A 25,311-nucleotide genomic window follows, 5' to 3' on the forward strand; every position below is an offset into this window, starting at 1 on the left:
GCTCCCTCGCCACAGGTTATTCATTGTTCGCAGCGTTTATTTATCTGCCGGGCATTGCCTCGTTACGACCAGCGCCGAAAGATCAGCGACGTATTAACCCCGCCAAACGCAAAGTTGTTGTTCATCACGTACTGGTTGCTCATCTGCCGGAACTCGCCGCGCAGGTAATCGAGTTTGCCGCAGTGCGGGTCGACGTCGTCGAGGTTGAGGGTGTGGATGTACAGGTCGCGGTTCATCATTTCGATGCTGAACCAGGACTCCAGCGCACCGCAGGCTCCGAGGGTGTGACCGAGGAAACTCTTTTGCGAGCTGATCGGCATGTGCTCGCCGAACAACGCGCTCGTTGCCAGGGTTTCGGCAATGTCGCCCTGTTCAGTGGCGGTGCCGTGACCATTCACATAGCCGATGTCGGAAGGCTGCAGCCCGGCGTCTTCCAGGGCCAGTTCCATGGCCCGGCGCATGGTGACCTGCTCTGGGCGGGTGGCGTGCTGGCCGTCGGCGTTGCTGCCGAAACCGACGAGTTCGGCGTGGATGTGCGCACCGCGAGCCAAGGCGTGTTCGAGTTCTTCGAGCACCAGCATGCCGCTGCCTTCACCGATCACCAGGCCATCGCGGCCACTGTCGTAGGGGCGCGGGGACGTCTGCGGGGCATCGTTTTTCAGGCTGGTGGCGTAGAGCGCATCGAAGACCATCGCTTCGGTGGGGCACAGTTCTTCGGCACCGCCGGCGAGCATCAATGGCAAGCGGCCGAACTTGACTGACTCGTAGGCGTAACCGATGCCCTGGCTGCCGCTGGTGCAAGCGCTGGAGGTGGGGATCAGTCGGCCGGTGAGGCCAAAGAAGATGCTGATGTTCGCCGCCGTGGTGTGCGGCATCATGCGCACGTAGGAGTTAGCGTTCAGGCCCTCGGCCACCGAGTTGAGCAGCATGTTGCCGAACGCCTTGATCTCGTCGGTGCTGCCGGTGGAGGAGCCGCAGGAAACGCCCATGCGCCCGTCCTTGATCGATTCGTCACCCAGCAGACCGGCATCGGCCAATGCCTGTTCCGCTGCACCGACCGCCAGGCGCGAGACCCGGCCCATGCTGCGCAATTGCTTGCGGGTCCAGTGGCTCGGCACTTTGAAGTCGTCGATCGGCCCCGCCAGGCGCGTGTTGAGTTCGGTGAAGCGATCCCACTCGTCCATCCGGCGAATGCCACTGCGGTTGGCCGCGAAGTTGGCGACGATGGTGGCCCAATCGCTGCCCAGTGAGGTGATGCCGGCCATGCCGGTGACGACGACGCGCTTCATCAGCACAGGCCTCCGTTGACGGCCAGAACCTGCCGGGTGATGTACGACGCTTCCGCCGACATCAGGAAATTCACCGCGCTGGCCACCTCTTCCGGTGTACCCATGCGTTGTGCGGGGATCATTTTCATCATTTCTTCCACCGGCACGTTTTCATCGAGCATCGCGGTGTCGATCAAGCCGGGTGCGACACAGTTAACGGTAATTTTGCGCTTGCCCAATTCAATCGCCAACGCCTTTGCCGCGCCGATCAAACCAGCCTTGGAGGCGCTGTAGTTGACCTGGCCACGGTTGCCGATCAACCCGGACACCGAGGTGATGCAAACAATCCGTCCGGCCGCGCGACGGCGAATCATCGGCATCATCACCGGGTGCAGCACGTTGTAGAAACCGTCGAGGTTGGTGCGCATCACCACATCCCAATCATCCTCGGAAAGGGCTGGAAAAGCGCCGTCGCGCGTCAGGCCGGCGTTCAGCACCACGCCGTAATAGGCGCCGTGGGTTTCCACGTCGGCTTCGAGAATGGCTTTGCAGTTGGCGCGATCGGACACGTCGAATTGCACTATGCGCACGTTGCGCCCCAAGGCTTCGATTTCCGCCTTCACCGCTTCAGCGTCCGCCAGGCCGCTGCGGCAATGCAGCACGATGTCATGCCCGGCCTGGGCCAGGCGCAAAGCGATAGCACGGCCGATGCCACGGCTGGAACCGGTGATCAGTACGGATTCAGTCATGGCTGGGTTCCTTGGGTTTCATGAAGGTATTGGGCGGCCTGAGGCGGACGGAACACGTTCAGACGAGCGGTAGCGTGAATGCCGGGGGCGGTGATGTGGCATTCGAACACGCCCATGCCGTTGTCGTCCTCCAGCGAGCGGATGCCGTGGATAGTCAGCTCGGTGCCGACGGGGAAGTGTTCGACGTTGCATTCGAATTTGCGGGTGCCGAGCAGAAACCCCAGCTCCACCGCATCGCCTCGCTGGCGCGCGTGGCAACCGGCGTAGGCGGCGACGCTCTGGGCCATCAGTTCGATGCCGACCCAGGCCGGCAGGCTGCCGTCCGGGCGGTTGAACAGGCCATCGGGTCTGACCGTGAGACGGGTGTAAATCTGCTCGTCATCGAACGACAGGATCTGTTCGATGAAGATCATGTCGCCAGCGTGCGGCAGCAGCTCGGCGATCGGCCAGTCAATCATGGGGCGTCTCCGATAATCAGGCTGACGTTGTTACCACCGAAGGCAAAGGAATTGCTCATCAGATAGCGAGGTGCAATGGACGTCAGGCGATCGGCCGGGGTCACCCATTTCAGGGCTGGCAAATCGGGGTCCGGTTGGCCGTCCCAGATGTGGGGCGGCAGGGCGTGCTCGCGGTTGCCTGCACTCAGGCTCAACCAGCAGAACGCCGCTTCCAGCGCGCCGGCCGCCCCGAGGGTGTGGCCGGTTATGGGTTTGGTCGACGAACACGGCACCCCCGCCGGGAACAACGTCGCCACCGCCAGGCTTTCCATGGCGTCGTTGTGTTGGGTGGCGGTGCCGTGCAGGTTCAGGTAATCGATCTGCTGCGGTTGCAGTTGGGCGCGGCTCAAGGCTTTGCGCATCGCTTGCAGGGCGCCGCGGCCGGTCGGCTCCGGTGCGGAAATGTGGTGGGCATCGGAGCTGGCGCCACTGCCGAGCAGGGCAATCGGCTGGCTGTCGCCGACCTGTTTGCTCATCAAAAACAGCACCGCCGCTTCGCCAATGTTGATGCCGTTACGGTTCACCGAAAACGGGTTGCAGCGTTGCCCGGACACCGCTTCCAGCGCCGAGAACCCATTGAGGGTCAACTTGCACAAGCTGTCGACACCGCCGCACAGCACCGCGTCGCACACGCCCAGGTCCAGCAGTCGTTGAGCACTCATCAGCGCTCGGGCGCTGGAGGTGCAAGCCGTGGAAATCACATAGGCCGGGCCGCTCAGTTGCAGCCAGTCGGCGAGGAAGTTCGCCGGGGCGCCGAGTTCCTGTTGCTGATAGTCGTAATCGGCCGGGAACTGATGCTCGCGGATGTAATGGGCCAGGCCGCGACTGGCTTCGTCGATGCCCGAGGTGCTGGTGCCCAGGACGATACCGATGCGGTCGCGGCCGTAGGTCTGGATCGCCTGGTCGATGTCTTCGCGAATTTGCAGCGCGGCTTCCAGCAGCAATTGATTATTGCGGGTGTTTTGCGGCGCAAGCTCGGCCGGGATCGGCGCCAGTTCGCCTTGGACCGCGGCCACGGGCAGCGACCGTTCTGCCACCCAGCCAGCCTCATCACGCATGCCCGAACAATCACCGGCAAACAGGTTGCGGGCGACTTCGGACTTGTCACGGCCCAGGGCGCAGATCACCCCGAGGGCATTCAGGTAGGCCGTCATGGCGTCTCCCCGCTGAGCGGCGTGACTTGATATTTCGGGCCTTTGGGCAGGTTCAATTCAAAGCTCATGGGTTGTGAGTAGCGAACTTCCCAGTGCGCTGGCAAGGACCGTTGCGAGCCATGCTGCCACGCGGCGGGATAGTTGCCCGACAGTTCATCTTTAGGGGTCAGCGCAAACAGCAGCGCCGCGAACAACTCTCGCGCTTCCGGATTGGGCGGCAGCAGACCGTCAGCCTGCCATTTGCCATCGACCAGTTTCTGGCGTGCCTGGGGAATGCCCAGCAAGTCCATCATCGACCAGCGAATGCCAGGGCCTTCACGCTGGATCACCAGCACCCAGTCCTGCCGTTGGTCGGCCACCAGACGCTGGATGTGCAATTGCAGCGGCAACGACAGGTTCGGGGTTTGCTCGGGCAGCGGCGCCCGGCTGGCGCAGGCGCTCAGCAACAGGACCGCGCCGAGTAGCAAAAATCTCAGGAAGCTCGCTATCCCTGTGGGAGCGAGCCTGCTCGCGATGAGGGCGCTACATTCAACAGTTATGCTGGCTGACCCACCGCTATCGCGAGCAGGCTCGCTCCCACAGGTTTGAGTTGCACTGAACATCACACAACACCCTCAAGAGGTTTGCGCGCGACCACATTGACCAGGGTTTCTTCCCGTTGGCCGAAGGGCTTTGGCCGGCGCAGACCCAAGCGTTCAAACAGCCCGAAATCCTTGGCGCGGCTCCACCACAAGTATGGATAAGACACATTCTGCGAGCCGAGTTCGAAACCCTGCTGGCGAATCATGTCCAGGTACCCGGCTGCGCTCTTTTGCACGTGCATCGGATGACGGAACAACCAGCGGATCACCCAGGTATCAATGTAAGCCTCGGTGGATTCGGCGAACAGCAGATAGCCACCGGGTTTGAGCACGCGGTAGAACTCGGCCAGTGCCTGTTGTTGCTGCACCAGATGATGGAAGGTCTGGTGGCAGAACAGCAAATCGACGCTGGCGTCCGGGACGTTGATGCTCGCGCAGTCGCTGCCGATCAACTCCACCACCATGCCTTGGCGGACGGCTTCTTCGCCGGCCAGGTTCAGGCTGTGCGGGTCAGCGTCCAGACCGATCAGGCGCTTGGGTGCGAAGGTCTGGCGCAGGTACTGGAACGACTTGCCCTGACCGCAACCGGCATCCAGCAGCACCGGGTTGCTCGGCGGTGTTTCGCTGAACAGGCTGCGCAAATCGGCGATTGCCACTCGCAAAACATGGTGCTGCCAGGTGTGGCTGCGCAGGAACCAGAAACCGAAGCGGGTCTCTTCGACGTAGGTGTCGCTCAAGTAGCTCATGTGGCGTCCTTTGCACAGAGCTCCGAGAGCATCCGCAGCCGACGCTTGGGTTCGGTGACGAACGGATTACGCTCGTCCCAGGCATAACCAGCAAGGATCGAACTGATCATGCGGCGAATATCCGGCGAGCCGCCCTCGAAATAAATCACATCCTGGAACGTCCCGGCGTACCAGCCTTCGACGTAGCAACGGAACGTGTCGACGCCGCGCTTGAGCGGGATGGCGAACTCAGTCTGCCAGTCGACATTTTCGCCTTGCAGTTGGCGATGCAGCACCGCGGCGGCCATGCTCGCCGAGCGCATGGCTATGGTCACGCCGGAGGAGAACACCGGGTCGAGGAATTCCGCCGCGTTGCCGAGCAGGGCAAAGCCTGGCCCGTGGAGGGTTTTGACGTTGGCCGAGTAGCCGCCGATGGTTCGGGCAGGCGTGTCCCACACAGCGTTGTTCAGCACGCCGGCCAGGCTTGGGGTTTCAGCGATGAACCCACGCAGGCACTCGTCCAGGTCCTCCATGCGGCCTTCGAAGTGTTCGGCTGCCGCGACCACGCCCACCGAACAACGGCCGTCGCTGAACGGGATGGTCCAGAACCAGATGTCGCGGTGGATCGGATGGGTGGTGATGAGGATTTTTTCCCGTTCGAAGGCCGGGTTGTCGATGTGGTCTTCGACGTGGGTGAACACGGCCTGGCGCACCGGGAAGTCCGACGGCGCTTCAAGGTCGAGCAGGCGCGGCAGCACACGGCCGTAGCCGCTGGCATCCAGCACGAAATCGGCTTCGACGCGGTACTGGCTGCCGTCTTCGCGAAGCACGTCCAGTTGCGGTTTCGCCAGGGTGAAATCGACGCTGACGATGGCTTCGCCGTAACGAACGTCCACCCCTTGCAGCGCGGCCTGATCGGCCAGCAGCTTGTCGAAATCGGCCCGCTGGACCTGGAAGGTGGTCGGCTTGCCATTGCTGAACGTCTCGCCGAAATCAAAGGCGCTGTATTGCTCGCCCCAAGCGAATGCCGCACCGTTTTTCAACTGGAATCCGGCGGCATTCACCGCCTCGAGCATGCCCGCTTCTTCGACGAAATCCAGGCAGTGGGACAGCAGGCTTTCACCGATGGAAAACCTTGGGAAATGCTGGCGTTCGATCATCAATACGTCATGGCCTTTGCGCTTGAGCAGCGCGGCGGCGATGGCGCCCGATGGACCTGCACCGATCACCACGACCTGACGATGTTCCATTTCAACTGTTGGCACGGGAGCTCCTTGCCGGGACGGCGATGTTCAGAGGGGTTCGGTGCATACCGGCGAGTGCCGGCAGCAGTGTCGCGATCAGGCCCATCACCATCAGCGCGAAGTACAGCGCCGGGCTGATGAGCTGTTGTTGCAGCAGCAGGTTGAGAAAGACGATCTCGCTCAAGCCACGAATATTCAGCAAGACGCTTTCGCGCCAGCGGCTGGCGCCCTCAAACGAGGCGCCGGCCCAGCCGAGGCCCAGCCAGTTGCCCAGCAGCTTACTGGCAATCGGGAACAGCAGCAGTGCCGCCAGTTGTACCCAACCGAGGCTGGCCATGGCCGCGTGGACATTGATTTGCACGATGCCGAACGTGAGGATCAGCGGGATCGCGATATACGTCTGCAAGTGACTCATCCAGATCACCGGCAGCGGCAACACCAGCGGCACTTTGAGCGCGGCCATCCACAGCAGGTAACCGATGCCGAAAATCAGCGCATTGAGCTTGAAGTGTTCCGCCACGACCAGCAGTGCGAAGAAGCACGTGCTGTGCAGCAACGGTTGGCGCAAGCGCAGCAGACGCAGCAGCAACGGCAGGCAGGCGCCGGCCAGCGGCAGTAACAGGCTGCTCAGGTGCAGGCTGCCCTGGGCGATGGCAAACAGGGTCCAGCAAGTGAGGTCGATGAGGATCGCGGTCTGCACCAGTCGCCGGGTAGCGGCAGGTGGGTACTTGATGTGCCGCAGGTACAGATACAACACCGGAATCGCGGTGATGGCGAACAGCAGGCCGACCGCCAGGGAACTGATCCAGGGTTGCGGCGGCAACAGCCAGACCGCTGTCGCGAGGCCGCAGGCAAACGGAATGCAGAAACTCGGCAGGGCGATTTTCAGGCTTTGACGGTCAAGTCGCAGGTCAATCACGTCACTGAGAATGTGCCCCAGCAACAAGGCAAAACCCAGGCTGTAGAGGTTTTTCAGCCAGACCGGCGCGACCAGCGCGGCGCCGCTCAATTGCCATTGGGGCTCGATCCAGAAGTACATCAGCAGCGGCAGGCCGAAGGTCGCCAGCAGCAACTGGCTGACAATCGGGATCACGCCGAAGTGACGCCCGACACGGGTGGCCACGGCGAACAGCGCCAGGGCCATGATCCAGAACACGACGATCATCATGTCGCCGACTCCGTGACCGGGGCAACGTGAACCTGGCGTCCGGCCCACGGCGCAAGAATGAAGCTGAATGCCAGCCCCAGGCTCACCGACAGACCGAAATTGCTCACCGCCGGCGTGCTGGACACCGCCAGCAAACCGAACGACAGCCAGGTGGTCAGCGCCGCCAGCAAGGTGCCCAGCAGGCTCACGGCAGCGCCGCCGACCTGTTCACGCATGAGGATCGCGTAATCGACGCTGATGGCCGTCACCAGCAGCAGGCCGAACAGGCTGAACAGCGTCAGCGGTTGGCCCATCCAGCCGAGACTGGCCAGGCTGCACAGTGCGGCCAACAGCGGCAGGGCGACGATTCGCAGGGCGCCGCCGAAACCGAACGGCAGGATCAGCACCAGCACGATCAACACGCAGGAAGCGAGTTTCAACTCTGCGGCACTGATCTGGGTGTCGGCGAACACCTTGTTCAACTCACCGAGGCGATCCACCAGTTCCACGCCCGGCAAATCCAGCGCCTGGACGCGCAGCAGAGAGGGGTTGTTCAAGCCTTGCAGACTGACCATCGCCGCTACGCCGTCCTCGGTCGGTCCCAGCCACAGCGGGCGATAGGGCTCGGCCAACGGACCGACCAGCGCCGCGTCGATGTCTTCGGTGGGCAGCGCCTGCAATTTCGTAAGCTCAGCTTGCAGCGCCTCGGCGGGCACGCCGACATCGAGCAGCGGTTGCCAGAACTGCGGCAACTTGTTCAGCGCTTCACGCACTTTGCGCTGTTCGGTGGGTTGGCTGACCAATTGATTGAGCGACAGATAACCCTGGAGTTTGTCCAGGTTGACCAACTGATCCAGCCGCTCGCTCAGCGCGGTTTGGCGTTCCAGCAGTTGCTGCTGATTGGCCGCGCGCACCAGGAAAAACTGGCTGGTGGGTTGATAGCCGGTGATGCGCGCAATGGTTTGTGCTTCGTCAGTCAGTTGCTGCGGCGCACCGACCCATTGGCGAATGTCGTTTTTGGTCTCGAGCTGCAACAGGCCGGCCACACAAAAGGCGATCAGCAGCGCCAGCAGCACCGGCGTACTCGCGAGTTTGAGCAGCGCTTCACGCCGCCCCAGCAAATACTCGGCTACCCGCAGCGGCCACTGCGCTGGACGCAAATCTGCGCCCTTGAGCAGCGCCGGCAGCAGGCACACCGCGGACAAATAAGCGCCGAGCAGACCCGCAGCAGAGAACACGGCGATTTGGGTCAGCGCCGGGAACGGTGTCCAGGCCAGGGCCAGGTAACCGATGCAACTGGTGATCAGGCTCAGCGTCAGGCCCGGCAATGTCAGGCGCAGGGCCGGCCAACTGTGCCAGGGTTTCAGGCTCCAGCTCTTGGACAGGTAATGCAGCGGGTAATCGACCGCTACGCCGATCAGGCTCGAACCGAGCACCAGTGTCATCACATGCATCCGGCCGAACAGCGCCACACAGGCCACCGCGCCGAAGAGCATGCCGACCAGCACCGGGACGAAGGCCAGCAACACCCGCCAGCGCCGGAAGGCCAGCAACAACAGCAACAGAATGCCCGCCGTGGCGCCGCCACCGACCCAGGTCATTTCCCGGGCGGCTTGCTTTTGCCCACTGGCCGCATAGAGCAAACCGCTGGCGGCAAGCAATTGGACGTTGGCCTGGGCGGCTTCTTCACGGCTGTGCTGGAGCAGGTCGGCCACTTGCAGCGGCAGGTTCATGTCGAAGGCGTTGCCCGTGGTGCGCGAGCGCAGCAGCACCCAACTCTTGCCGTCGGCATCGGCCACCAGCGCACCGCTGCCGATGTCCAATTGCACCGAACCGCGCTGCGGCTGGCTGTTCTGGATGCGTCCGGTCAGGCCCAGCCAGTCATCCTGGCTCGGCACCAGACTGAAACCGGTGAAGGGGTCGAACAGCGCTTGGACTCGCTGCTGGATAAAGGCGTCGGGATGCTCGATCAGTTGCTGTCGGTCAGCCGCTGACAACATCGCGAGTCGGCCATTGAGCAACTGCGTGCGCAGCGCCGGCAAGTCGGCTTGCAGGTTCCACTGGACCTTCTCGAACAAGCCGCTCGCCTGCCATTGCTCACCCAGTTTCTGCGCCATCGCGACCGCTTGCTGGCGATCGGTGTGACCGACCAGCACCAGCATTTCGCGGTTCAGTGGTTCTTGCATGCGCTGTTCGGCGCGCAGTTCCAGCGGGTCTGGCGCCGTGCCCGGCACCAGTTCCATCAGGTTGGCCGACAGCGGGGCGCCGTCACGCCATTGCCAGCCGGCGAGCGCAAGCACCGCCAGCAGCAGGATCAGAAACAGCCATGGAAGCCTCCGTTCACTCGGCAAAGTCATGTTGCTCCGCGTCGCTCAACGGTTGGGCGCTGGTGACGTCCTGCATGCGCAAGAGGGTGCTGTCGCCTTGGGTTTCGAGCAGCTCGATGCTGTGCACCAGTTCGCCGCCAGCAATGTTGATCTGCGTGAACACCTGTTTGAGCAGCATGGAGCGCGGGGTCAGCGTCAGCTTCCAGTTCTGTGCATCGCCGCTCAGTGAAAGCTCGAAATCCCGTTGCAGCCCGCTGCTGTCGCCTTGCAGCACGGCGAGGAACAAACGGTTCTGCTCGGCGCCGGCACTCTTGCTCGGCAGCATCTGCCAACCGCTGGCGTCACGTCGGGCAATGCCTTTGTCGCTGATGCGGTAATCCTGTTGCAGGGGGCTTTTCAGCAGCCAGAGCAAACCGTGGTTTTTAGCGAGGACGAAAGTGCCCTTGCTGGTCAGCGGCTGGGGCAGGGCACGCAGGTGCTTTTCCTGGATGAAGCTGCCGTGGATCACGTCAGGTTTTGCCAATTGATCGCTCAACTGCTGCAAATCAAAAGCCTGCGCCAACGAAGAAAAACCCAACGCCAATACCAGCGCCACCACGAACCTGTAGCAGCTGGCGAAGCCTGCGTCGGCCGGTCCGCGCTCGGGCGCAGCAGTCGCCCTGGGTTTCTTCTGATAGACCGCATGTGCAGGTTTTGCGACGGCTTCGCCGCCGAACGCAGCCTCGCGGGCTCGGCAGCTGCTACAAAGGGTTTTCAGCAGGTTCATGCGAGCACCCTTTCAACGGCGTCGGTGAAGACCCTGGGTGAGGCCAACTGCATTTCGCGGCTGCTCATGTCCACGGCGACCTGCACGGAACTGGCGCGGGTCAAGCGTTCGCCGGTTTGCAGATCGCTGATCAGGTAGCTGATCTTCAGACGGTTCTCCCATTCCACCAGATTGGCCCGCACGTTGAGCTTTTGGCCGAACACGGCGCCGCGCACATAACGCAATTGCAGATCGATCACCGGCCAGGCGTAACCCGACTCGACCATGGCCGTGTAGTTGTGGCCGATCTTGTCCAGCAGTGCGCAGCGGGCGACTTCCAGGTATTTGACGTAATGGCCGTGCCAGACGACGTTCATCGTGTCGACATCAAAGAACGGCACGAGGATTTCCGTATCGGTGTGAAGCACTCCCTTGCTACGCATGCAGCCTCCAGTGTTGCTCGGCGATGCGGTGCAGACACAGGCGCAGTTCACCTTCCAGCGCGCGGTCTTCGATGACTGGCGGGAAGTCCTTGGCCAACTCTTCGTGCATGGCGGCCAGGGCTGGCGGCAATGGTCGTGCATCCTCGGCCTTGCTGCGCAGCCAGACGCCTTGGTTGGCGGCCAGCAGGGTGGCGGCGGCGACCTGTTCGGTCAGCTCCAGCACACGGATCGCATCGCGGGCGGCGATGGTGCCCATGCTCACTTTGTCCTGGTTGTGGCATTCGGTGGAGCGCGAGAAGACGCTGGCCGGCATGGTGTTTTTCAGCGCTTCGGCGGTCCAGGCACTGGTGCCGATCTGCACGGCTTTGAAGCCATGGTTGAGCATCGCCCGATCCGCGCTGGCGCCGGACAGGTTGCTCGGCAAACCGTGGTTGTAACGCTCGTCCACCAGCAGGGCGAGTTGACGATCGAGCAGGTCGGCGACGTTGGCCACCAGGTTTTTCAGGCTGTCCATGGCGAACGCAATGTGGCCGCCGTAGAAGTGCCCGCCGTGCAGCACGCGCTCGGCTTCGGCGTCGATGATCGGGTTGTCGTTGGCGCTGTTGAGCTCGATCTCGATGAACGAGCGCAGCCAGTTCAGGCTGTCGGCCAATACGCCGAGGACGTGGGGTGCGCAACGCAGGGAATAGCGGTCTTGCAGACGATGCAGCGGCGCGGTCGGCGCGTCGATCGCCAGATCCTTGCGCAGCCACGCGGCGACTTGCATTTGCCCCGGATGCGGTTTGGTCGCGAACAGGCGCTCGTCGAAGTGCTCGGGGTTGCCTTGCAGGGCGACCACGTTCAACGCGGTGATGCGCGTGGCCAGTTGCAGCAGGTAATCGGCGCGGGCATAGGCCAGGCACGCGAGGCCGGTCATGACGGCGGTGCCGTTCATCAAGGCGAGGGCTTCTTTGGGGCGCAGTACCAGCGGCTCCCAGCCGAGTTCGCGGTGTACGTCGGCCGCTTGCCAGCGCTCGCCACGGAACATCACTTCACGCTCGCCGGACAACGTCGCGGCGACGTAAGACAACGGCGTCAGATCACCGCTGGCGCCCACCGAGCCCTCTTCCGGGATCAGCGGCAGAATGTCGTGTTCGAGGAAGGCTTGCAGGCGTTCCAGCAGTTCCACGCGCACCCCGGACACGCCGTGGCACAACGACTGCAAACGCGCCGCCAGCACCGCGCGAGTGGCCTGCGCATCAAGCAGTTTGCCCAGGCCGCAGCCGTGGAAGGTGTACAAATGACGAGGCAATGCCTCGACGTGATGCAGCGGCACCGCGACCACACAGGAATCGCCGTAACCGGTGGTCACGCCGTAGATCACGCCTTCCTTGTCCAGCAGGGAGTCCAGGAATCGCGCACCCTTGGCGATACGCTCACGGTACGCAGGGTCGCTTTGCAACTGCGTCGGCACCTGACGGTTGGCCAGGGCCAGCACGTCTTCGATGCGCAAAGGGAGTTCGCCGAAGGTTACCGGCTCAAGCGTTGGCGTCGTCATCGGTCTTCCAGAAAGGGTAAAAGTTGAACCATTGTCGGGGCGCTTCAAGGCAATAGTGACCCAAGCGTTCGGCATAGCGGGAAGCCCACTGATGAATGACCTGCTCGCGGTCGCTGCGCTTCCACACCACGGCGTCGGCGAACGGTTCGAGGGTCAGTCGATAGTCGCCCGTCGGCTTCTTCAGGCACAGCATCAGGTTGATCGGGCATTTCAGCAGACCGGCCAGCAACCAGGGCCCCTGCGGGAACGCAGCTGGATGGCCGAGGAAATCCACCGTCACGCTACGCCCGCCGTGCAGCGGCACGCGATCGCCGGCAATCGCCAGCCATTCGCCGCGTTCCAGGCGCTCATGGAGTTGCAGCATGATCAGCGGGTCCAGCTCGCTGACCTGAATCAGGCGCAAATTGGTCGCGCCGGCTTCACCGAGCAAGCGGTTGAATTGCTCGGCGTGCTTGGTGTGCACCAGCACGTTCATCGTGACTTTTTCGCCGATCTCGGCCAGCGCACGGCAGACCTCGAGATTGCCCAGATGCGCGCCTACCAGCATCTGCCCGCGGGTGCCGCGCAGTTGATTGCGCAGCAAGGCCGGGTCGATGATTTCGATCTGTTCGATGCTCAACTTGCCGTTCCAGACGTCGAGCTTGTCGAGCATTGAGTCGGCGAAGGCCATGAACTGGCTGAAGACTCGCCAATGGCTCGGGCGCAATTCGTTGCGACCACTCCAGTCGGCGAGCCGCTGCTGGTATTGCCAGGCGCTGTGACGGGCGCTGCGCCCGAACAGGAAAAAATACAGGACGATGCCGTACAGCAGCGGGCTCAGCAGTCGACGACCGAGCACTTTGGCGCAGAGTGCAGTGAATTTCATCAGCCAGAAACTGCCGCGCTCCTGGCGATCAGCCCAGTGCTTTTTATCGGCGTCAGTGCTCATGCTCGCCACCGTCGCCAGAGAATCACTGGCGCCCGCAGCAACATGCCGAAGAACAACCGGGTGTGCATGCTCGTTATCAAAACGTTGTCGTGGAACAGGCGGAAATGCGAGACGCCATCCAGCGGGTAACGGACGTTGGTTTGCAGCCATTGCATGGGCACATTGCGCCAGGCCAGTCGTACCAGAATGTCCGAGTCGAAGTCCATGCGCTTGCCGATCTTCGCCGAATCGATCAGCGCCAGGGTCGGTGGTAACGGATAGACGCGGAAGCCGCACATGGAATCGCGAATCTGCAAAGACAGGGTGTTGATCCAGACCATGACGTGAGTCAGGTAGCGGGCGTACAGGCGACCTTTCGGCACGCTGGCGTCGTACCGCGGATAGCCGCAGATCACCGCGTCGGGATGGGCGCGTGACAGTTCGATAAAGGTCTGGACGTCTTGCAAGTCATGCTGGCCGTCGGCGTCCACCTGCAGGGCGTGGCTGAAGCCCAGGCGCGAGGCTTCGCGCATGCCGGTCATGACAGCGCCACCCTTGCCCTGGTTGGCGCCGAGCCGGATCAGGAACACTTTGTCGCGCAGGGCCAGTTGATCGAGCACTTTTGCACAAGGTTTATCGCTCGCATCGTCCACCAGAATGCATGGCAGGTTGCTGGCGAGCAGCGCTTCAACCACCGTGGTGATGGCGGTTTCGTGGTTGTAGACCGGGACGATTGCGCAGGGGTTATGCATGTTGGCTCACACCTGAAAGACCGAGGTGCCTGCATCGCGAGCAGGCTCGCTCCCACAGGGGATTCGTGCAGGGCGCAGATCCAGTGTGGGAGTGAGCCTGCTCGCGATTGAGTGCGCAGCACTCACTGAGGTTATGCATCGCCTGCCGCCTCCAGCAAGATCCGCCCACTGGAGCAGGTCGCGGTCTCGTTGCGATAGGTGAAATACAACTTGCTGCGCGTCGGATCGAAGCGCAGGTGCAGTTGGACTTCATCGCCGGGGCGTACCAGTTGCTGGAATTTCAGCACTTCCATGCCAGCGAATTTTGCCGGCAGGTTCATCAGTTGTTGACCCAGCGTCAACGCCCATTCCACTTGCACCACCCCGGGCAATACCGGCGTCTGGGGGAAGTGGCCGCTGAAGTAGGCGAGGTCGGGTGGTACCGCCAGTTGCAGGTTCCATTCGCCATCGATTTCGAGCTGATCCAGCACTTCCGGCGCCTTTGGACGCGGCGCCAGCAGCAGAGTTTCAACGGTGGCTTGGGGCAGTTTGCCCTGAGCGTTCAGCGGCAGTTGCCGCAGCAGGCGCCAGCGTCGTGGCAGGGCCAGGGCTTCGCAATGCTGGTGCAGATGCTGACGCAGTTCTTGCGTGAGGGTGCGTCGACCCTGATTGCGCAAGGCATGCAGGCCTGATTCGGTCAGCACCAGCAGCGCACCTAATGAGGCGCGGTTTTCCTGAACCACGCCAAGACGCGCTTCGGCGACCCAGTCGTGGGCCATCAGTGCCTGTTCCAGCATCGGTAGCGAGATACGTTTTTCTTCCAGTTTGACGATCCGGTCCAGCCGTCCGAGCAGTTCGAATCGACCGTCGGCAGCGAATCGTGCGGCATCCGCAGTGTGTTCGATATGCCCGGGAGGCAAGTACGGCGAAGCAATGAGCAGGGCGCCGTCGCTGTCCTGGCTCAACTCGATTCCAGCAAAGGCCTGCCAGAGCGCGTGGCCCTGACGCCAGGCGATACCGCCGGTTTCCGAGCTGCCGAGGATCTCCGTCGGCCATTGCTGCAGGCGTTGCTGAAGGCTGTGTGCGGCCTCGGCCGGCAAGGCACCGCCGGAGGAAAATACTCGGCGGACCGCACTTAATGCAGGCCAGTCGAGGTTGTCGCCCATGCGCTTGAGCAGCGCCGGGCTGGCGACCCAGGCAAACGCCGGGTGTGCGCGGCTGGCGCGCTGCAGGTCTTCAGGGAATGCCAGTTGCTTGCGCACAAACGAGCGCCCGGCGCACAGCGGCCACAGCACTCGAAACAATAATCCGTAGATATGTTGAGTGGCGACGCTGCCAATGATGCAAGCCGCGCCAAGATCGGCACCCCAGAGCTGTTCCAGCGCTTCGACTTCATTGGCCAGTTGGCGCAGGGTTTTGTCGATGCGCTTGGGCTCGCCGCTGGAGCCGGACGTGCACAGGCTCAGCGAACAGCGATCCAGATCCAGTGCAGCCGCGATCAACGGCGGGTGCCGGTAGTCGCTCAGGTGTGCGTCATCGGCCTGATCGGTCAGCCACAGATCGACTTCGGTCGACCAGCGCTGGCGAGTCTGGGCTTGCAGGTCTGCGGGCAGCAGCACGCTGACCCCGGCGCGCCAGGCACCGAGCAGGGCAATCGCCAGGTCAGCGGCGTCTTCAAGGTGCACGGCAATACGCCGCACACCCTGGGCTTGCAGGCCCGCGGCGAGGATTAAAGCCTGTTCGCACAGCTGAGCGTGGTTCAGGGTCGGTTCGGCCGTCACGGCACGTTCCGGTTGTGCCTTGAGCAACAGGTGCTCAAGTTTTATCCAATTCATGGGTGGCCTCGTACCCGTTGTCGTATAAGCCATTCAATGGCAAACAGCAGGCCCATCAATCCGTAGGAAATCAGGCCGGTGTACAACATCCACCAACTTAGCGGCGCCCAAAGGGTCAGGGCGGCAGCGAGCAAACCGTTACAGAAGAAAAACACGCACCAGACGATCGTCACCTTGCGGGTATAAACAATCGCCTTGGCCGGCAGTTGCGGCTCGCGCAAACGCGCCAGGCGTTCGATGATCGGCGGGCCAACGATCAAGCTCAGGCCAAACAGGCCGAGCATGAACGCACTGATCAGCACCGGGTACCAGCGCAACAACAGCGGGCTGTCGAACAACGCCAGCAACAGGCAAAAGGCAATCGCGGTGATCGCCATCCACAGACTGCCAGGCTTGCGCGTACCGAACAGCGCCCGGGCCAGCCACAGGCTGCCCAGCAGCAGGCCGAACTGCCACGGCGCGAAATGTTCCATGCCGAAATACACCGCGAAGGGGTACAGCAGGCCCGCCAGCAGCAGGCCGAGGCCGATCAGTCGGCTCATGCGGCTGGCTGAACCAGACGGTAGACCGCCTCGACCACGTCGCTGACGGTACGCACCGACTTGAACTCTTCGGCAGCGATTTTCTTGCCGGTCTGGCGCTTGATGTGATCGATCAGGTCGACCGCGTCAATGCTGTCGATTTCCAGGTCCTGATACAGGTTGGATTCGAGGCTTACACGCTCCGGCTCCAGCTCGAAGAGTTCGACCAGAGCATCGCGCAGGGTGTTGAAGATGTCGTCACGAGTTTGCATGGTCCGGTCTCAAGCTGCCTGTTTTGCGGTGACGAACGCCGCAAGGCTCGCCACGTTGCTGAAGTGATTGCGAGTGTCCTTGGCGTCGGCATCGATTTTGATGCCGTATTTTTTCTGGATGGCCAGGCCGAGTTCCAGAGCGTCTACCGAATCCAGGCCCAAGCCTTCGCCGAACAGCGTCTGGTCGTCGCCGATGTCTTGTGCGCTGATGTCTTCAAGGCCCAGGGCGTCGATGATCAGTTCTTTGATTTCACGGTGTAGATCGCTCATCTTCGGCGAGCTCCTTAATGTAGTAGTGATGCAAATAGTCATTGAGCTTGCGCGAGGCCTGAGGAGCAGGGCCCAGCGAGGCAAAGGCTTGTGGATCTATATCGGCCCCGACACGGAAACTGAAGTGCACACGGCGTTTGGGGATCCGATACCAAGGCTCGGCCTTGGTCAATGTGGTCGGGTTGACCTTGATGATCACGGGGGTGAGGATTTTCGCACCGCGCAGAGCGATTGCCGCAGCACCCCGATGAAAGGCGGGTGCCTGGCCGGGCTGAGTGCGGGTGCCTTCGGGAAAGATGATCAGGGTCTGGCCGCTTTTCAGCGCGTCGGCAGCGGCATCGAGCATGTCCATGCTGCCGTCGTTGCTGATGTATTCGATGCAGCGTAGCGGGCCGCGGGTAAAAGGGTTCTCCCAGAGGCTTTTCTTGACCACGCAGTTGGCGTGGCGCACCAGGCCGATCAAGAACACCACATCGATCAGCGACGGGTGATTGGCAATGATCATTTGCCCCGGCCGACCGAGTTTTTCGGCGCCCTGGATGTCGTAAGTCAGCACGCCGGTACGCGCCATGAACCGTACAAAAAACCAGAACAGGCGGGCGACGGTGTGCCGTGCTCGCCGCCGGTGTGTCCGGGCATCGCCGGGCAGGCAATTGAGCAGCGGGAAAACCACAAGCCGCAGGCACAGGCCGCCCAACCCGAACAGGGCGAAGCTTGCGGCGGTAGCCAGCAGGCGCCAGTAATAGGCGTCGCGGTTTTTTTCGGTTACAGGTTGCGTTGCCAGGTCCATACACGATTTTTCCAGGCATGTTGGCAGGTGGTCTGCTGGCCGAGCAGGGTACGCAATAGGTTCAAGGCATGGGGCCATTGGGCTTTGGACAACTCATCCGAGGCGCTGTTCAGGGACAACTGCCAGTCGTTTCCGGGGGTGATCAGCAGGCCGACCGCATAAGGGAACGGCACGTCGTCGATCCATGTCGAGTAGGCCTTGGGCGGTTGCTCTTCGGTGACGATCAGCAGTACCGCGGGAGCGCCCTCGGCGAGCAAGGCTGCTGCCTCTAGCATGCCGTGTTCAAGGCCGTCGCCGGCTGCTGCGAGGGCTGTCATTTCGCTGGTTTCGCCGCGCAGGATCGACCACAGGCCGATGATCGCGTTGTGCACGGACAGGCTGAATTGAGTCGGCGACAGCGGCTGATCAGTAGCCAGGTCGCTGAGAATCTCGAAAGTGCGCGGGGTTTCGCCGTGGCGCGAAATAAAGACCAACGGTAGGTCCTGGTGGCCATCGGCCAATGGCCAGCCAACGCTGAACGCCATCCGCGCCAGACGACTGAGTCGCCGGCGCTGCATGGCCGGCAGAAACGAGACGTCGGGTGCGGCATCGCTGCTCGCAAGCACGACCGGTTGTCGGCTCCAGGCTTGCCAATCGTCCACGCTTTCGAGCCCAGTGGCCCACGCGCGCCATTGGGCGATGTTGAAATTGATCACAGACATTCATCCCGCCCCTGCGGGCTTCCTTGACGCGGCGAGTCGCAAAAAACGCGAACTACCTTACGGAGCGCTGAGCGCTGAGTGGTGCGCATTATCCCGTTGCCGCGGGCGTGTAGCAAATGATGGTTACATTTTGCTCAATGAAATGTACCGGTTGGTTCGTGCGCGGCTGTCACTTGGCCATTATCCACATCGTAGTGAGCCTGTCTGTCGGCTCTAATCGGAGATCAACGACAGAGTCAGCGGCTTTTTTACTGAGAGATTGCCGATGACTGTGTAGTCCCGATGCCAGCGAGGTAGCTAAGCAGCGCCGTGGACTACTACACTCGGTCATTCTTTGATACACGGAGGTTTTGACATGCGGCGCGTGGTGTTCAATCAGAAAGGTGGCGTAGGCAAATCCAGCATTGCCTGCAATCTGGCGGCGGTCAGTGCCAGCGAGGGTTATCGCACCCTATTGGTGGATCTCGATGCCCAGGCCAACTCCACTCAGTACCTGACGGGCCTCACCGGTAATGACATTCCTATGGGTATTGCCGATTTTTTCAAGCAGACCCTGTCATCCGGACCGTTCTCCAAGAAAAACCAGGTCGATATCTACGAAACCCCGTTCGACAACCTCCACGTCATCACGGCCACCGCCGAGCTGGCTGACTTGCAGCCCAAGCTTGAGGCCAAGCACAAGATCAACAAGCTGCGCAAATTGCTCGAAGAGCTGAGCGGCGATTACGACCGGATCTACCTCGATACACCGCCAGCGTTGAATTTTTACGCGGTATCTGCACTGATTGCCGCTGATCGCGTACTGATTCCCTTCGATTGCGACAGCTTTTCGCGTCAGGCGCTGTACGGCCTGTTGGCGGAAATCGAAGAATTGAAGGATGACCACAACGAAGGCCTGGAAGTCGAAGGGATTGTCGTCAACCAGTTCCAGGCTCGCGCCAGTCTGCCCCAGCAAATCCTCGACGAACTGATCGCCGAAGGTTTGCCGGTATTACCGGTGTACCTGGGCAGTTCGGTGCGCATGCGTGAATCCCACCAGGCCAACACGCCGCTGATTCACCTCGATCCGCGTCATAAGCTGACGCAGCAATTCGTCGATCTGCACAACTTGCTGGAAAATGCCTGATTGCGTGGATGACGCCCAATCACTGTGGGAGTGAGCCTGCTCGCTGCCACAATTGGATATGCAGTGCTTTCAGATACCCTGGCTACGCAACCAGCTCATCAACTGCGGTAACGGGAAGGCCCCGCTTTGACGCGCCACTTCCCGGCCGTTCTTGAACAGGATCAGACTCGGGATCGAACGGATCCCCAGTTGCGCCGACAACTGCTGGTTAGCCTCGCTGTCCAGCTTGGCCAATCGGCACTTGCCCGCCAATTGCACCGCCGCCTGCTCGAACACCGGCGCAAACGACTTGCACGGCCCACACCAATCCGCCCAAACGTCCACCAGCAACGGCAGATCACCTTTGATCTGGCTGGCGTAATCGCTTTGCTTCAGTTCAAAGGGTTTGTTCAGCAGGACTTCGGCTTTGCAGCGGCCGCATTTTGGATGGTCGTTGAGGCGTTCGGCGGGGATGCGGTTGAGGCCGTTGCAGTGGGGGCAGGGGATGAGAAGTGGGTCGGTCATGCGGATGATCCTGTAAAGAAGCCGATCATCTCTATGTGGAGACGTCTGCTCACATTTTCAATCGTGCAGAAGGACACGGCCTATCTAGGCTGAGGTGGCGCCGGTTGGACCATTGGTCTGCTCGTGAATATCGCATCGTGTGATATTCGTCGTCTGTGTTTAACTCTTCCATAGCACTCGGCTACATGATGCGCGAACACGGCCTGACTCAGAGTGACCTGCCCGGGGTTGGCACTCAATCGGTGGTATCCGAGATCTTGAGCGGCAAGCGTCAGCTCAACCTGCGACAGATCCGCTGGTTGGCCGAGCGCTTCGGGGTGTCGGTGGAGACCTTCATCTGATCGGGTTCAGGAAGAGCAACTGATCTCCAGATGCTTGCCCCATTCCGGCGGCCGCTCGGCGTAGCTCTCCATCCCCGGTTGCTCCTCGAACGGATTGCTCAGCACCGCGTGCAGGCGGCGAACTTCTGCATAGTCGCCGCTTTCTGCCGCATCGATGGCTTTCTGCGCCAGATAGTTGCGCAGGATGTAGAGCGGATTCACCGCATGCATCCGGGGGCGGCGCTGCTCTTGGTCAACCTCACCTTCGCGGGCAACGCGGGCCACATAGAGCTCACCCCAGGCATCGAAGCCTTTGATATCGACGAAGTCATCGCGCAAACGGGCGACGGCCAGTTCAGGAGATTCGTCTCCCAAACGGCGGAAAAACAGGCTGTAGTCGACGCCACTGTTCTGCATCAGTTGCAGCAGGTGCTCCAGCAGTTTCTGGTCATCGTCTTCGGCCGTGGTGAAACCGAGACGGCGGCGCATCAGGTCCAGGTAATGGGCCTGGTACAGCGGGAAATACAGGCCGAGGGTTTCGCGCAGGGCTTCGACGCTGATGAACGGCGTCAGGGCCTGGGCGAGGGCGCTGAGGTTCCACTGGCCGATCGGTACCTGGTTGCTGTAGGAGTAACGGCCCTGGTCATCGGAGTGGTTGCAGATGAAATGAGCGTCGAAGTCGTCTAGGAAGGCGAACGGGCCGTAGTCGAAGGTAATACCGAGGATCGACATGTTGTCGGTGTTCATCACGCCGTGGCAGAAACCATAGGCCTGCCATTTGGCGATGAGCTCGGCGTTGCGCTCGACGATTTCGCGGAACATCGCCAAGTACGGTTCCGGCTGTTCCAGGCATTCCGGGAAATGCATGGCCAGCACGTGGTCGCCGAGTTCTTTCTGCTTCTCGGGACGTTTGGTGTAGTAGAAATATTCGAAATGCCCGAAGCGCACATGGCTCGGCGCCATGCGCAGGACCATGGCCGCGCGTTCCTGCTTCTCGCGCCACACCGGCGTGTCGGAGCCGATCACGCAGAGGGCGCGGGTGGTCGGGATGTTCAGGGCGTACAGCGCTTCGGAGGCAAGAAATTCGCGAATCGAGGACCGCAGCACCGCCCGCCCGTCACCCATGCGCGAAAAGGGCGTCTGGCCGGCACCCTTGAGGTGCAGGTCCCAATGCTCGCCGGCCTCGTTGTAGACCTCGCCCAGCAACAGACCGCGACCATCGCCCAACTGTGGGTTGTAGGACCCGAACTGATGTCCTGAATAGACCATTGCCCTGGGGACCGCGTCGGCCCAGAGCTTATGGCCGCTGAACAGTTCGGCGAACTCAGGGGTTTCGGCTTCCGCAGGGTCGAGATCGAGCAGCGCCATGGCGGCAGGGCTGGCCACCACCAGGCGCGGGTTGTCGATCGGCTCGGGCAGCACGTGGGTGGAAAACGTATCGCCCAGGCGAGCGAAACGATTATCGAAGGTCAGTTCGTCGAGGGCTTTCAAGGGCCATCTCCAGCAGAATGTCCGAGCATTCTGCTAGGGATAAGCCGCTTAGTCGAGCTTGGCGGCTGGCGGCTCTTGCAGCGGTTGGCCATCGGGTTTGGGCACGATGGTTTTGGCTTCCGGATCGACGGGCACCATTCTGTATTCCTGGCCCTGGATGTTCTTGAGGTAAACCTCCATCTGCCGGAACGAGATGTTGATGTGCTGTTTCTTGAACTCGCGATTGATGAAGCGGTTGACCTCGTCGAGCACCGGGTTACGGTCACCGAGGTCGCGCACATGCATACGCAGCTCGTGGTCGAGGGTGCTTTCGCCGAAATTCAGGAAGTACACGTGGGGTTCCGGATCTTTCAGCACTCGCGGGTTATCGCGCGCAGCCTTGAGCAGCAATTCCTTGACCAGGTCCAGGTCGGAGCCGTAATCGACACCGAGCTTGAGGGTCACTCGAGTGATGGTGTCGGTCAGGGACCAGTTGATCAGTTGCCCTGTAATGAACGTCTTGTTCGGGACGATGATGTCCTTGCGGTCGAAGTCGGTGATGGTTGTGGCACGGATGCGGATCTTGCTCACCGTACCGGACAGGTTACCAATGGTGATGGTGTCGCCGATCCGTACCGGACGTTCGAACAGGATCATGATCCCGGAGATGAAGTTCGCGAAGATTTCCTGCATCCCGAAGCCGAGACCCACCGACAGCGCCGCCACCAGCCATTGCAACTTGTCCCAACTCACGCCGAGTGTCGACAGGGTCGAGACGAAACCGATACCGGCGATCACGTAGGACAGCAGGGTGGTGGTGGCGTAGGCGCTGCCCTGAGCCAGGTTCAGCTTCGACAGCACCAACACTTCCAGCAACCCCGGCAAGTTGCGCGCGAGGGCGAAGGTGATGCCGATGATGATCAACGCGCCGAGCATGTCGCCAATGCTGATCGGCACCATGCTCATATTGGCGCCGGTGCCGCTGGTGTATTCGTAGAGGGTGACGTTATCCAGGTACGAGAACACCGAGATCAGGTCCGACCAGACCCAGTACAACGCCGCGATGAAGCCGCCCAGCAGTGCCAGGCGGATCAGGCGCAGGGACTGTTCGTTGACCTTCTCGATATCCAGCGTTGGCTCTTCGATCACCGCTTCGCCGTCGCCGGCCTCTTTCGCGGCCTGGCGTTTGGCCAGGGCGCGCTGGTAGGCCAGGCGGCGTGCGGCAACGCTGAGGCCGCGCACGAAGGTGGCCTCGATCACCAGCCAGAACATCAGCAGGTAAAGGGTGTTGATCAATCGGTCACTGAGCTTCAGCGCGGTGTAGTAATAGCCAAAGCACACCGCCACGAACAGCGCCACAGGCAGGACGGTGAATATGACCCCCACGGCCTTGCGGAACAACGAAGCGTTCTGGTGAGTCGGGCTGCTGATCAGCAGGCGACTGAGCAGCCAGGCCATCAGCGCGTAGCAGGTCAGCACCACCGGCATGCCGAGTACGTCATCGGCCAGGGTGGCGGGTTGCAGCTCGGCGACCGCCACCACCGCGACCAGGGCCATGACCACCAGACCGAGTCGACGGACCCAGCCCTGCAGGAATTCGACCTGCGGTTTTTCCCAGCGGAAATGCAGTTCGGCCACGCCGCCCGGCGCGAGTATCCGGTAGGCGGTGTAGAACACTAGCCAGGCCTGGGCCATTTGCAGCAGCGCTGCGCCCATGTTCGCGTTTTGTCCGCGGGCGTCGATTTGCAAGGCCAGGCCACACAAGGCAAGGCCCAGGGACACTGGCATCGCCAGCAGAATGTTGATCAGGATTGCCTGCGGCGTGTGCCACTGGCTGTCGCGTTTGAAGTGGCCGATGTCCTGGTGAACCTTGCTCAGTCGGGCATACAGGCTTTTGCGCCGCCACAGCAGGGCACCGATCAACAATGCCAGGGGCAGGAACAGCAGCGGCCGTTGGGTCAGGCCATCACTTAATTCGCTCAGGCTGGAAGCCCACGGCAGCGTGGTGACCTGACGTTCCAGGCGCTCCGGCACGGCGCGCATCCATTCCAGGTCCAGCGGCTTGTTGCTGGGAATCCAGAACATCTGTTCATCGAGGGTCGCCCGCAGACTTTGCGCGGTGCTGAGCAGTTGCTTCTGGTTGAGTTGCAACGTGATGGATTCATTGAGCACCGCGCTGAGTTCGCGGTTCAGCCGCTCCAGCAGGTCGGCGCGGGTCGTGGCCAGGTCCAGCAGGCTCTTGCGCAATTGCGGGGTGACTTGCTCGGGAGGCTGGGTCGACAGCAGGTTGTCGACGTAGGTCGCCGGGTTGCTGAGCAGTTCCCGTTGCTGGCTGACTTCGAATTGATAGAGGCGAATGTCGGCGATCTGGTCGGCCAGGTCACGGTCGAGCTTGAGGCGTGGCAGGGCCTGTTTCTGTTTGTAGAGAATCTTGGAGAGCAGCAGGCTGCCCTTGAGCACGTTGATCTGCTCTTCCAGCGCCGAGTCGCTCTGGGTCACGTTGTCCAGTTGCTGCTTGGTCTGCAGGTTTTGCTGGGTGACTTCGTTTAGTCGGTCAGTACTTTTGAGCAGGTAATCGGAAAGCTTGAGGTTGGCTGCGCTTTCGGTAGCCAACAGGGCGCTGCCGCCGGATTTCTGCGCTTCGATGGACTGCTGGGTCACTGTCTCCTGGGACTGGGCCAGGCGCTTCTGGTTGATCAGGGTTTGTAGCTCCTGGATTTCCTGATCCAGGCGATCGGATTTTTCCGAGAGCAAGTCATGCTGGCTGTTGCCCAGGTCCTGCAGTTGATTGTTGCCGGCCAGTTCCTGGCGACGCAACGGGATCAGGGCATTCAGCGCCGCGAGCTCGGCGTTGAGCAGGTCGCGTTGCTCTGGGGTCAAGGTCTTGCCGGCGTCCTTGCCGATCTTGAGGATGTTGTTGATCTGCTGGATGCGCGTCTGGCTGGTGGAGATTTCCGCCTGGGCGCGTTCGGGGCGAGTCTGGGCGGTAATCACCAGACTGTTGGCTTCCGAGAGGGCCTTCTGCAGATCGCTTTGCTGAGTGGAGCGCTCGGTGAGCATTTGCTCCAGCTGCTGAATAGGCTCTTTGGCATAGCGCTGCGGTACTGGCTGCACTTTGCTGGCTTTGAGCTTAGTCAGTTCGCGCTGATTCTCGATGTTCTGCTTTGGGGCGTTGGCCAGTTGTTGCTTGAGATCGGCCAGCTTCTGCTCGTAATCACGCTTGTTGTTGAGCTGTGTCAGCGTGTTTTGCAGGATGCTCTGCAGGGCTTTCTGATCGGCTTCCGGCAATTTGCGCTCGGCGATCTTGTTCAGGTTCGCCTGCACGGCTTCGCTGGACGGCGGTTCGGCCGCTTGCAATGTACCGACAGAAAGACTCAAGCCCAGCAGGGCCGTAATGATGAACGTGCGCAGGGTTGACATAGAGACCGATCGAAAACGAGACGAAGT

24 protein-coding genes and 1 pseudogene are annotated in these 25,311 nt (G+C 61.5%); 2 read left to right on the forward strand and 23 right to left on the reverse strand.

The genetic code is table 11. The features are described 5' to 3' along the window. Positions 1-62 precede the first annotated feature (62 nt). The 20 genes from AC3WP4_RS19505 to AC3WP4_RS19600 all read right to left on the reverse strand — a co-directional run bounded on the left by AC3WP4_RS19505 (position 63) and on the right by AC3WP4_RS19600 (position 18,444). Entirely contained in the window at positions 63-1,289 is a 1,227-nt protein-coding gene (locus AC3WP4_RS19505; RefSeq protein ID WP_102615671.1) for a beta-ketoacyl-ACP synthase, read from the reverse strand. Further along, positions 1,289-2,017, reverse strand: a complete 729-nt coding sequence (gene fabG / locus AC3WP4_RS19510; RefSeq protein WP_074872936.1) for a 3-oxoacyl-ACP reductase FabG — start codon at positions 2,015-2,017, stop codon at positions 1,289-1,291. The genes AC3WP4_RS19505 and fabG overlap by 1 nt, the downstream gene beginning before the upstream one ends. Continuing rightward, on the reverse strand, positions 2,014-2,475 hold the full coding sequence (locus AC3WP4_RS19515; protein ID WP_102615670.1) for a hotdog family protein: 462 nt from the start codon (positions 2,473-2,475) through the stop codon (positions 2,014-2,016). Before AC3WP4_RS19515 ends, fabG begins: the two co-directional genes overlap by 4 nt. Further along, positions 2,472-3,668 carry a beta-ketoacyl-[acyl-carrier-protein] synthase family protein gene (locus AC3WP4_RS19520; protein WP_102615669.1) on the reverse strand — a complete coding sequence of 399 codons (1,197 nt, stop codon included), beginning with the start codon at positions 3,666-3,668 and terminating at the stop codon, positions 2,472-2,474. Before AC3WP4_RS19520 ends, AC3WP4_RS19515 begins: the two co-directional genes overlap by 4 nt. Next, positions 3,665-4,270, reverse strand: coding sequence for a hypothetical protein (locus tag AC3WP4_RS19525; protein WP_102642461.1), 606 nt, complete (start codon positions 4,268-4,270; stop codon positions 3,665-3,667). Before AC3WP4_RS19525 ends, AC3WP4_RS19520 begins: the two co-directional genes overlap by 4 nt. Beyond that, the gene (locus tag AC3WP4_RS19530) at positions 4,270-4,995 is read right to left on the reverse strand and encodes a class I SAM-dependent methyltransferase (protein ID WP_102615668.1); all 726 of its coding nucleotides are present in this window, start codon (positions 4,993-4,995) and stop codon (positions 4,270-4,272) included. Before AC3WP4_RS19530 ends, AC3WP4_RS19525 begins: the two co-directional genes overlap by 1 nt. Then, positions 4,992-6,239, reverse strand: coding sequence for an NAD(P)/FAD-dependent oxidoreductase (locus tag AC3WP4_RS19535; RefSeq protein ID WP_102615667.1), 1,248 nt, complete (start codon positions 6,237-6,239; stop codon positions 4,992-4,994). The genes AC3WP4_RS19530 and AC3WP4_RS19535 overlap by 4 nt, the downstream gene beginning before the upstream one ends. Beyond that, on the reverse strand, positions 6,226-7,383 hold the full coding sequence (locus AC3WP4_RS19540; RefSeq protein WP_173860475.1) for a cation:proton antiporter: 1,158 nt from the start codon (positions 7,381-7,383) through the stop codon (positions 6,226-6,228). The genes AC3WP4_RS19535 and AC3WP4_RS19540 overlap by 14 nt, the downstream gene beginning before the upstream one ends. Next, positions 7,383-9,722, reverse strand: a complete 2,340-nt coding sequence (locus AC3WP4_RS19545) for an MMPL family transporter (protein WP_102615665.1) — start codon at positions 9,720-9,722, stop codon at positions 7,383-7,385. The genes AC3WP4_RS19540 and AC3WP4_RS19545 overlap by 1 nt, the downstream gene beginning before the upstream one ends. Beyond that, entirely contained in the window at positions 9,706-10,458 is a 753-nt protein-coding gene (locus tag AC3WP4_RS19550) for an outer membrane lipoprotein carrier protein LolA (RefSeq protein ID WP_235864988.1), read from the reverse strand. Before AC3WP4_RS19550 ends, AC3WP4_RS19545 begins: the two co-directional genes overlap by 17 nt. Continuing rightward, positions 10,455-10,880: an acyl-CoA thioesterase gene (locus AC3WP4_RS19555; RefSeq protein WP_074872960.1), complete on the reverse strand. Its 426-nt coding sequence runs from the start codon at positions 10,878-10,880 to the stop codon at positions 10,455-10,457. Before AC3WP4_RS19555 ends, AC3WP4_RS19550 begins: the two co-directional genes overlap by 4 nt. Further along, a complete protein-coding gene (locus AC3WP4_RS19560) occupies positions 10,873-12,417 on the reverse strand; it encodes an HAL/PAL/TAL family ammonia-lyase (protein ID WP_076028922.1) in 1,545 nt (514 codons plus the stop codon). The genes AC3WP4_RS19555 and AC3WP4_RS19560 overlap by 8 nt, the downstream gene beginning before the upstream one ends. Continuing rightward, on the reverse strand, positions 12,398-13,345 hold the full coding sequence (locus AC3WP4_RS19565; protein WP_102615664.1) for a lysophospholipid acyltransferase family protein: 948 nt from the start codon (positions 13,343-13,345) through the stop codon (positions 12,398-12,400). Before AC3WP4_RS19565 ends, AC3WP4_RS19560 begins: the two co-directional genes overlap by 20 nt. Further along, entirely contained in the window at positions 13,342-14,076 is a 735-nt protein-coding gene (locus AC3WP4_RS19570; RefSeq protein WP_102615663.1) for a glycosyltransferase family 2 protein, read from the reverse strand. Before AC3WP4_RS19570 ends, AC3WP4_RS19565 begins: the two co-directional genes overlap by 4 nt. A gap of 131 nt (positions 14,077-14,207) precedes the next feature. Further along, on the reverse strand, positions 14,208-15,890 hold the full coding sequence (locus AC3WP4_RS19575) for an acyl-CoA synthetase family protein (RefSeq protein ID WP_102615662.1): 1,683 nt from the start codon (positions 15,888-15,890) through the stop codon (positions 14,208-14,210). Further along, positions 15,887-16,432 carry a COG4648 family protein gene (locus tag AC3WP4_RS19580; RefSeq protein ID WP_074872973.1) on the reverse strand — a complete coding sequence of 182 codons (546 nt, stop codon included), beginning with the start codon at positions 16,430-16,432 and terminating at the stop codon, positions 15,887-15,889. Before AC3WP4_RS19580 ends, AC3WP4_RS19575 begins: the two co-directional genes overlap by 4 nt. Beyond that, a complete protein-coding gene (locus AC3WP4_RS19585) occupies positions 16,429-16,683 on the reverse strand; it encodes an acyl carrier protein (protein ID WP_028622164.1) in 255 nt (84 codons plus the stop codon). Before AC3WP4_RS19585 ends, AC3WP4_RS19580 begins: the two co-directional genes overlap by 4 nt. A 9-nt stretch (positions 16,684-16,692) precedes the next feature. After that, positions 16,693-16,953, reverse strand: coding sequence for a phosphopantetheine-binding protein (locus tag AC3WP4_RS19590; protein WP_008149626.1), 261 nt, complete (start codon positions 16,951-16,953; stop codon positions 16,693-16,695). Further along, positions 16,934-17,743 (reverse strand): lysophospholipid acyltransferase family protein, encoded by an 810-nt coding sequence (locus AC3WP4_RS19595; RefSeq protein WP_102615661.1) that lies wholly within the window; start codon positions 17,741-17,743, stop codon positions 16,934-16,936. Before AC3WP4_RS19595 ends, AC3WP4_RS19590 begins: the two co-directional genes overlap by 20 nt. Further along, positions 17,719-18,444 carry a beta-ketoacyl synthase chain length factor gene (locus tag AC3WP4_RS19600; RefSeq protein WP_102615660.1) on the reverse strand — a complete coding sequence of 242 codons (726 nt, stop codon included), beginning with the start codon at positions 18,442-18,444 and terminating at the stop codon, positions 17,719-17,721. Before AC3WP4_RS19600 ends, AC3WP4_RS19595 begins: the two co-directional genes overlap by 25 nt. Before the next feature lie 355 nt (positions 18,445-18,799). Between AC3WP4_RS19600 and AC3WP4_RS19605 the strand changes: the two genes are divergently transcribed. After that, positions 18,800-19,570 (forward strand): ParA family protein, encoded by a 771-nt coding sequence (locus AC3WP4_RS19605; protein WP_074872981.1) that lies wholly within the window; start codon positions 18,800-18,802, stop codon positions 19,568-19,570. Positions 19,571-19,639: 69 nt separating this feature from the next. On the opposite strand, the gene trxC is transcribed toward AC3WP4_RS19605, so the two are convergent. Then, positions 19,640-20,074: a thioredoxin TrxC gene (gene trxC / locus AC3WP4_RS19610; RefSeq protein WP_046045645.1), complete on the reverse strand. Its 435-nt coding sequence runs from the start codon at positions 20,072-20,074 to the stop codon at positions 19,640-19,642. Between the two features lie 176 nt (positions 20,075-20,250). Here trxC and AC3WP4_RS19615 point away from each other — a divergent pair. Continuing rightward, positions 20,251-20,415, forward strand: a pseudogene (locus AC3WP4_RS19615) (helix-turn-helix domain-containing protein); the annotation flags it as partial. 6 nt (positions 20,416-20,421) lie between these two features. On the opposite strand, the gene selO reads toward AC3WP4_RS19615, so the two are convergent. Together selO and mscK are read right to left on the reverse strand one after the other, a co-directional pair. Continuing rightward, entirely contained in the window at positions 20,422-21,885 is a 1,464-nt protein-coding gene (selO, locus tag AC3WP4_RS19620) for a protein adenylyltransferase SelO (RefSeq protein ID WP_102615659.1), read from the reverse strand. 48 nt (positions 21,886-21,933) lie between these two features. Next, positions 21,934-25,284 carry a mechanosensitive channel MscK gene (mscK, locus tag AC3WP4_RS19625; RefSeq protein WP_102615658.1) on the reverse strand — a complete coding sequence of 1,117 codons (3,351 nt, stop codon included), beginning with the start codon at positions 25,282-25,284 and terminating at the stop codon, positions 21,934-21,936. Positions 25,285-25,311: the final 27 nt, after the last annotated feature.

The sequence above is a fragment of the Pseudomonas sp. FW305-20 genome (assembly GCF_058788075.1).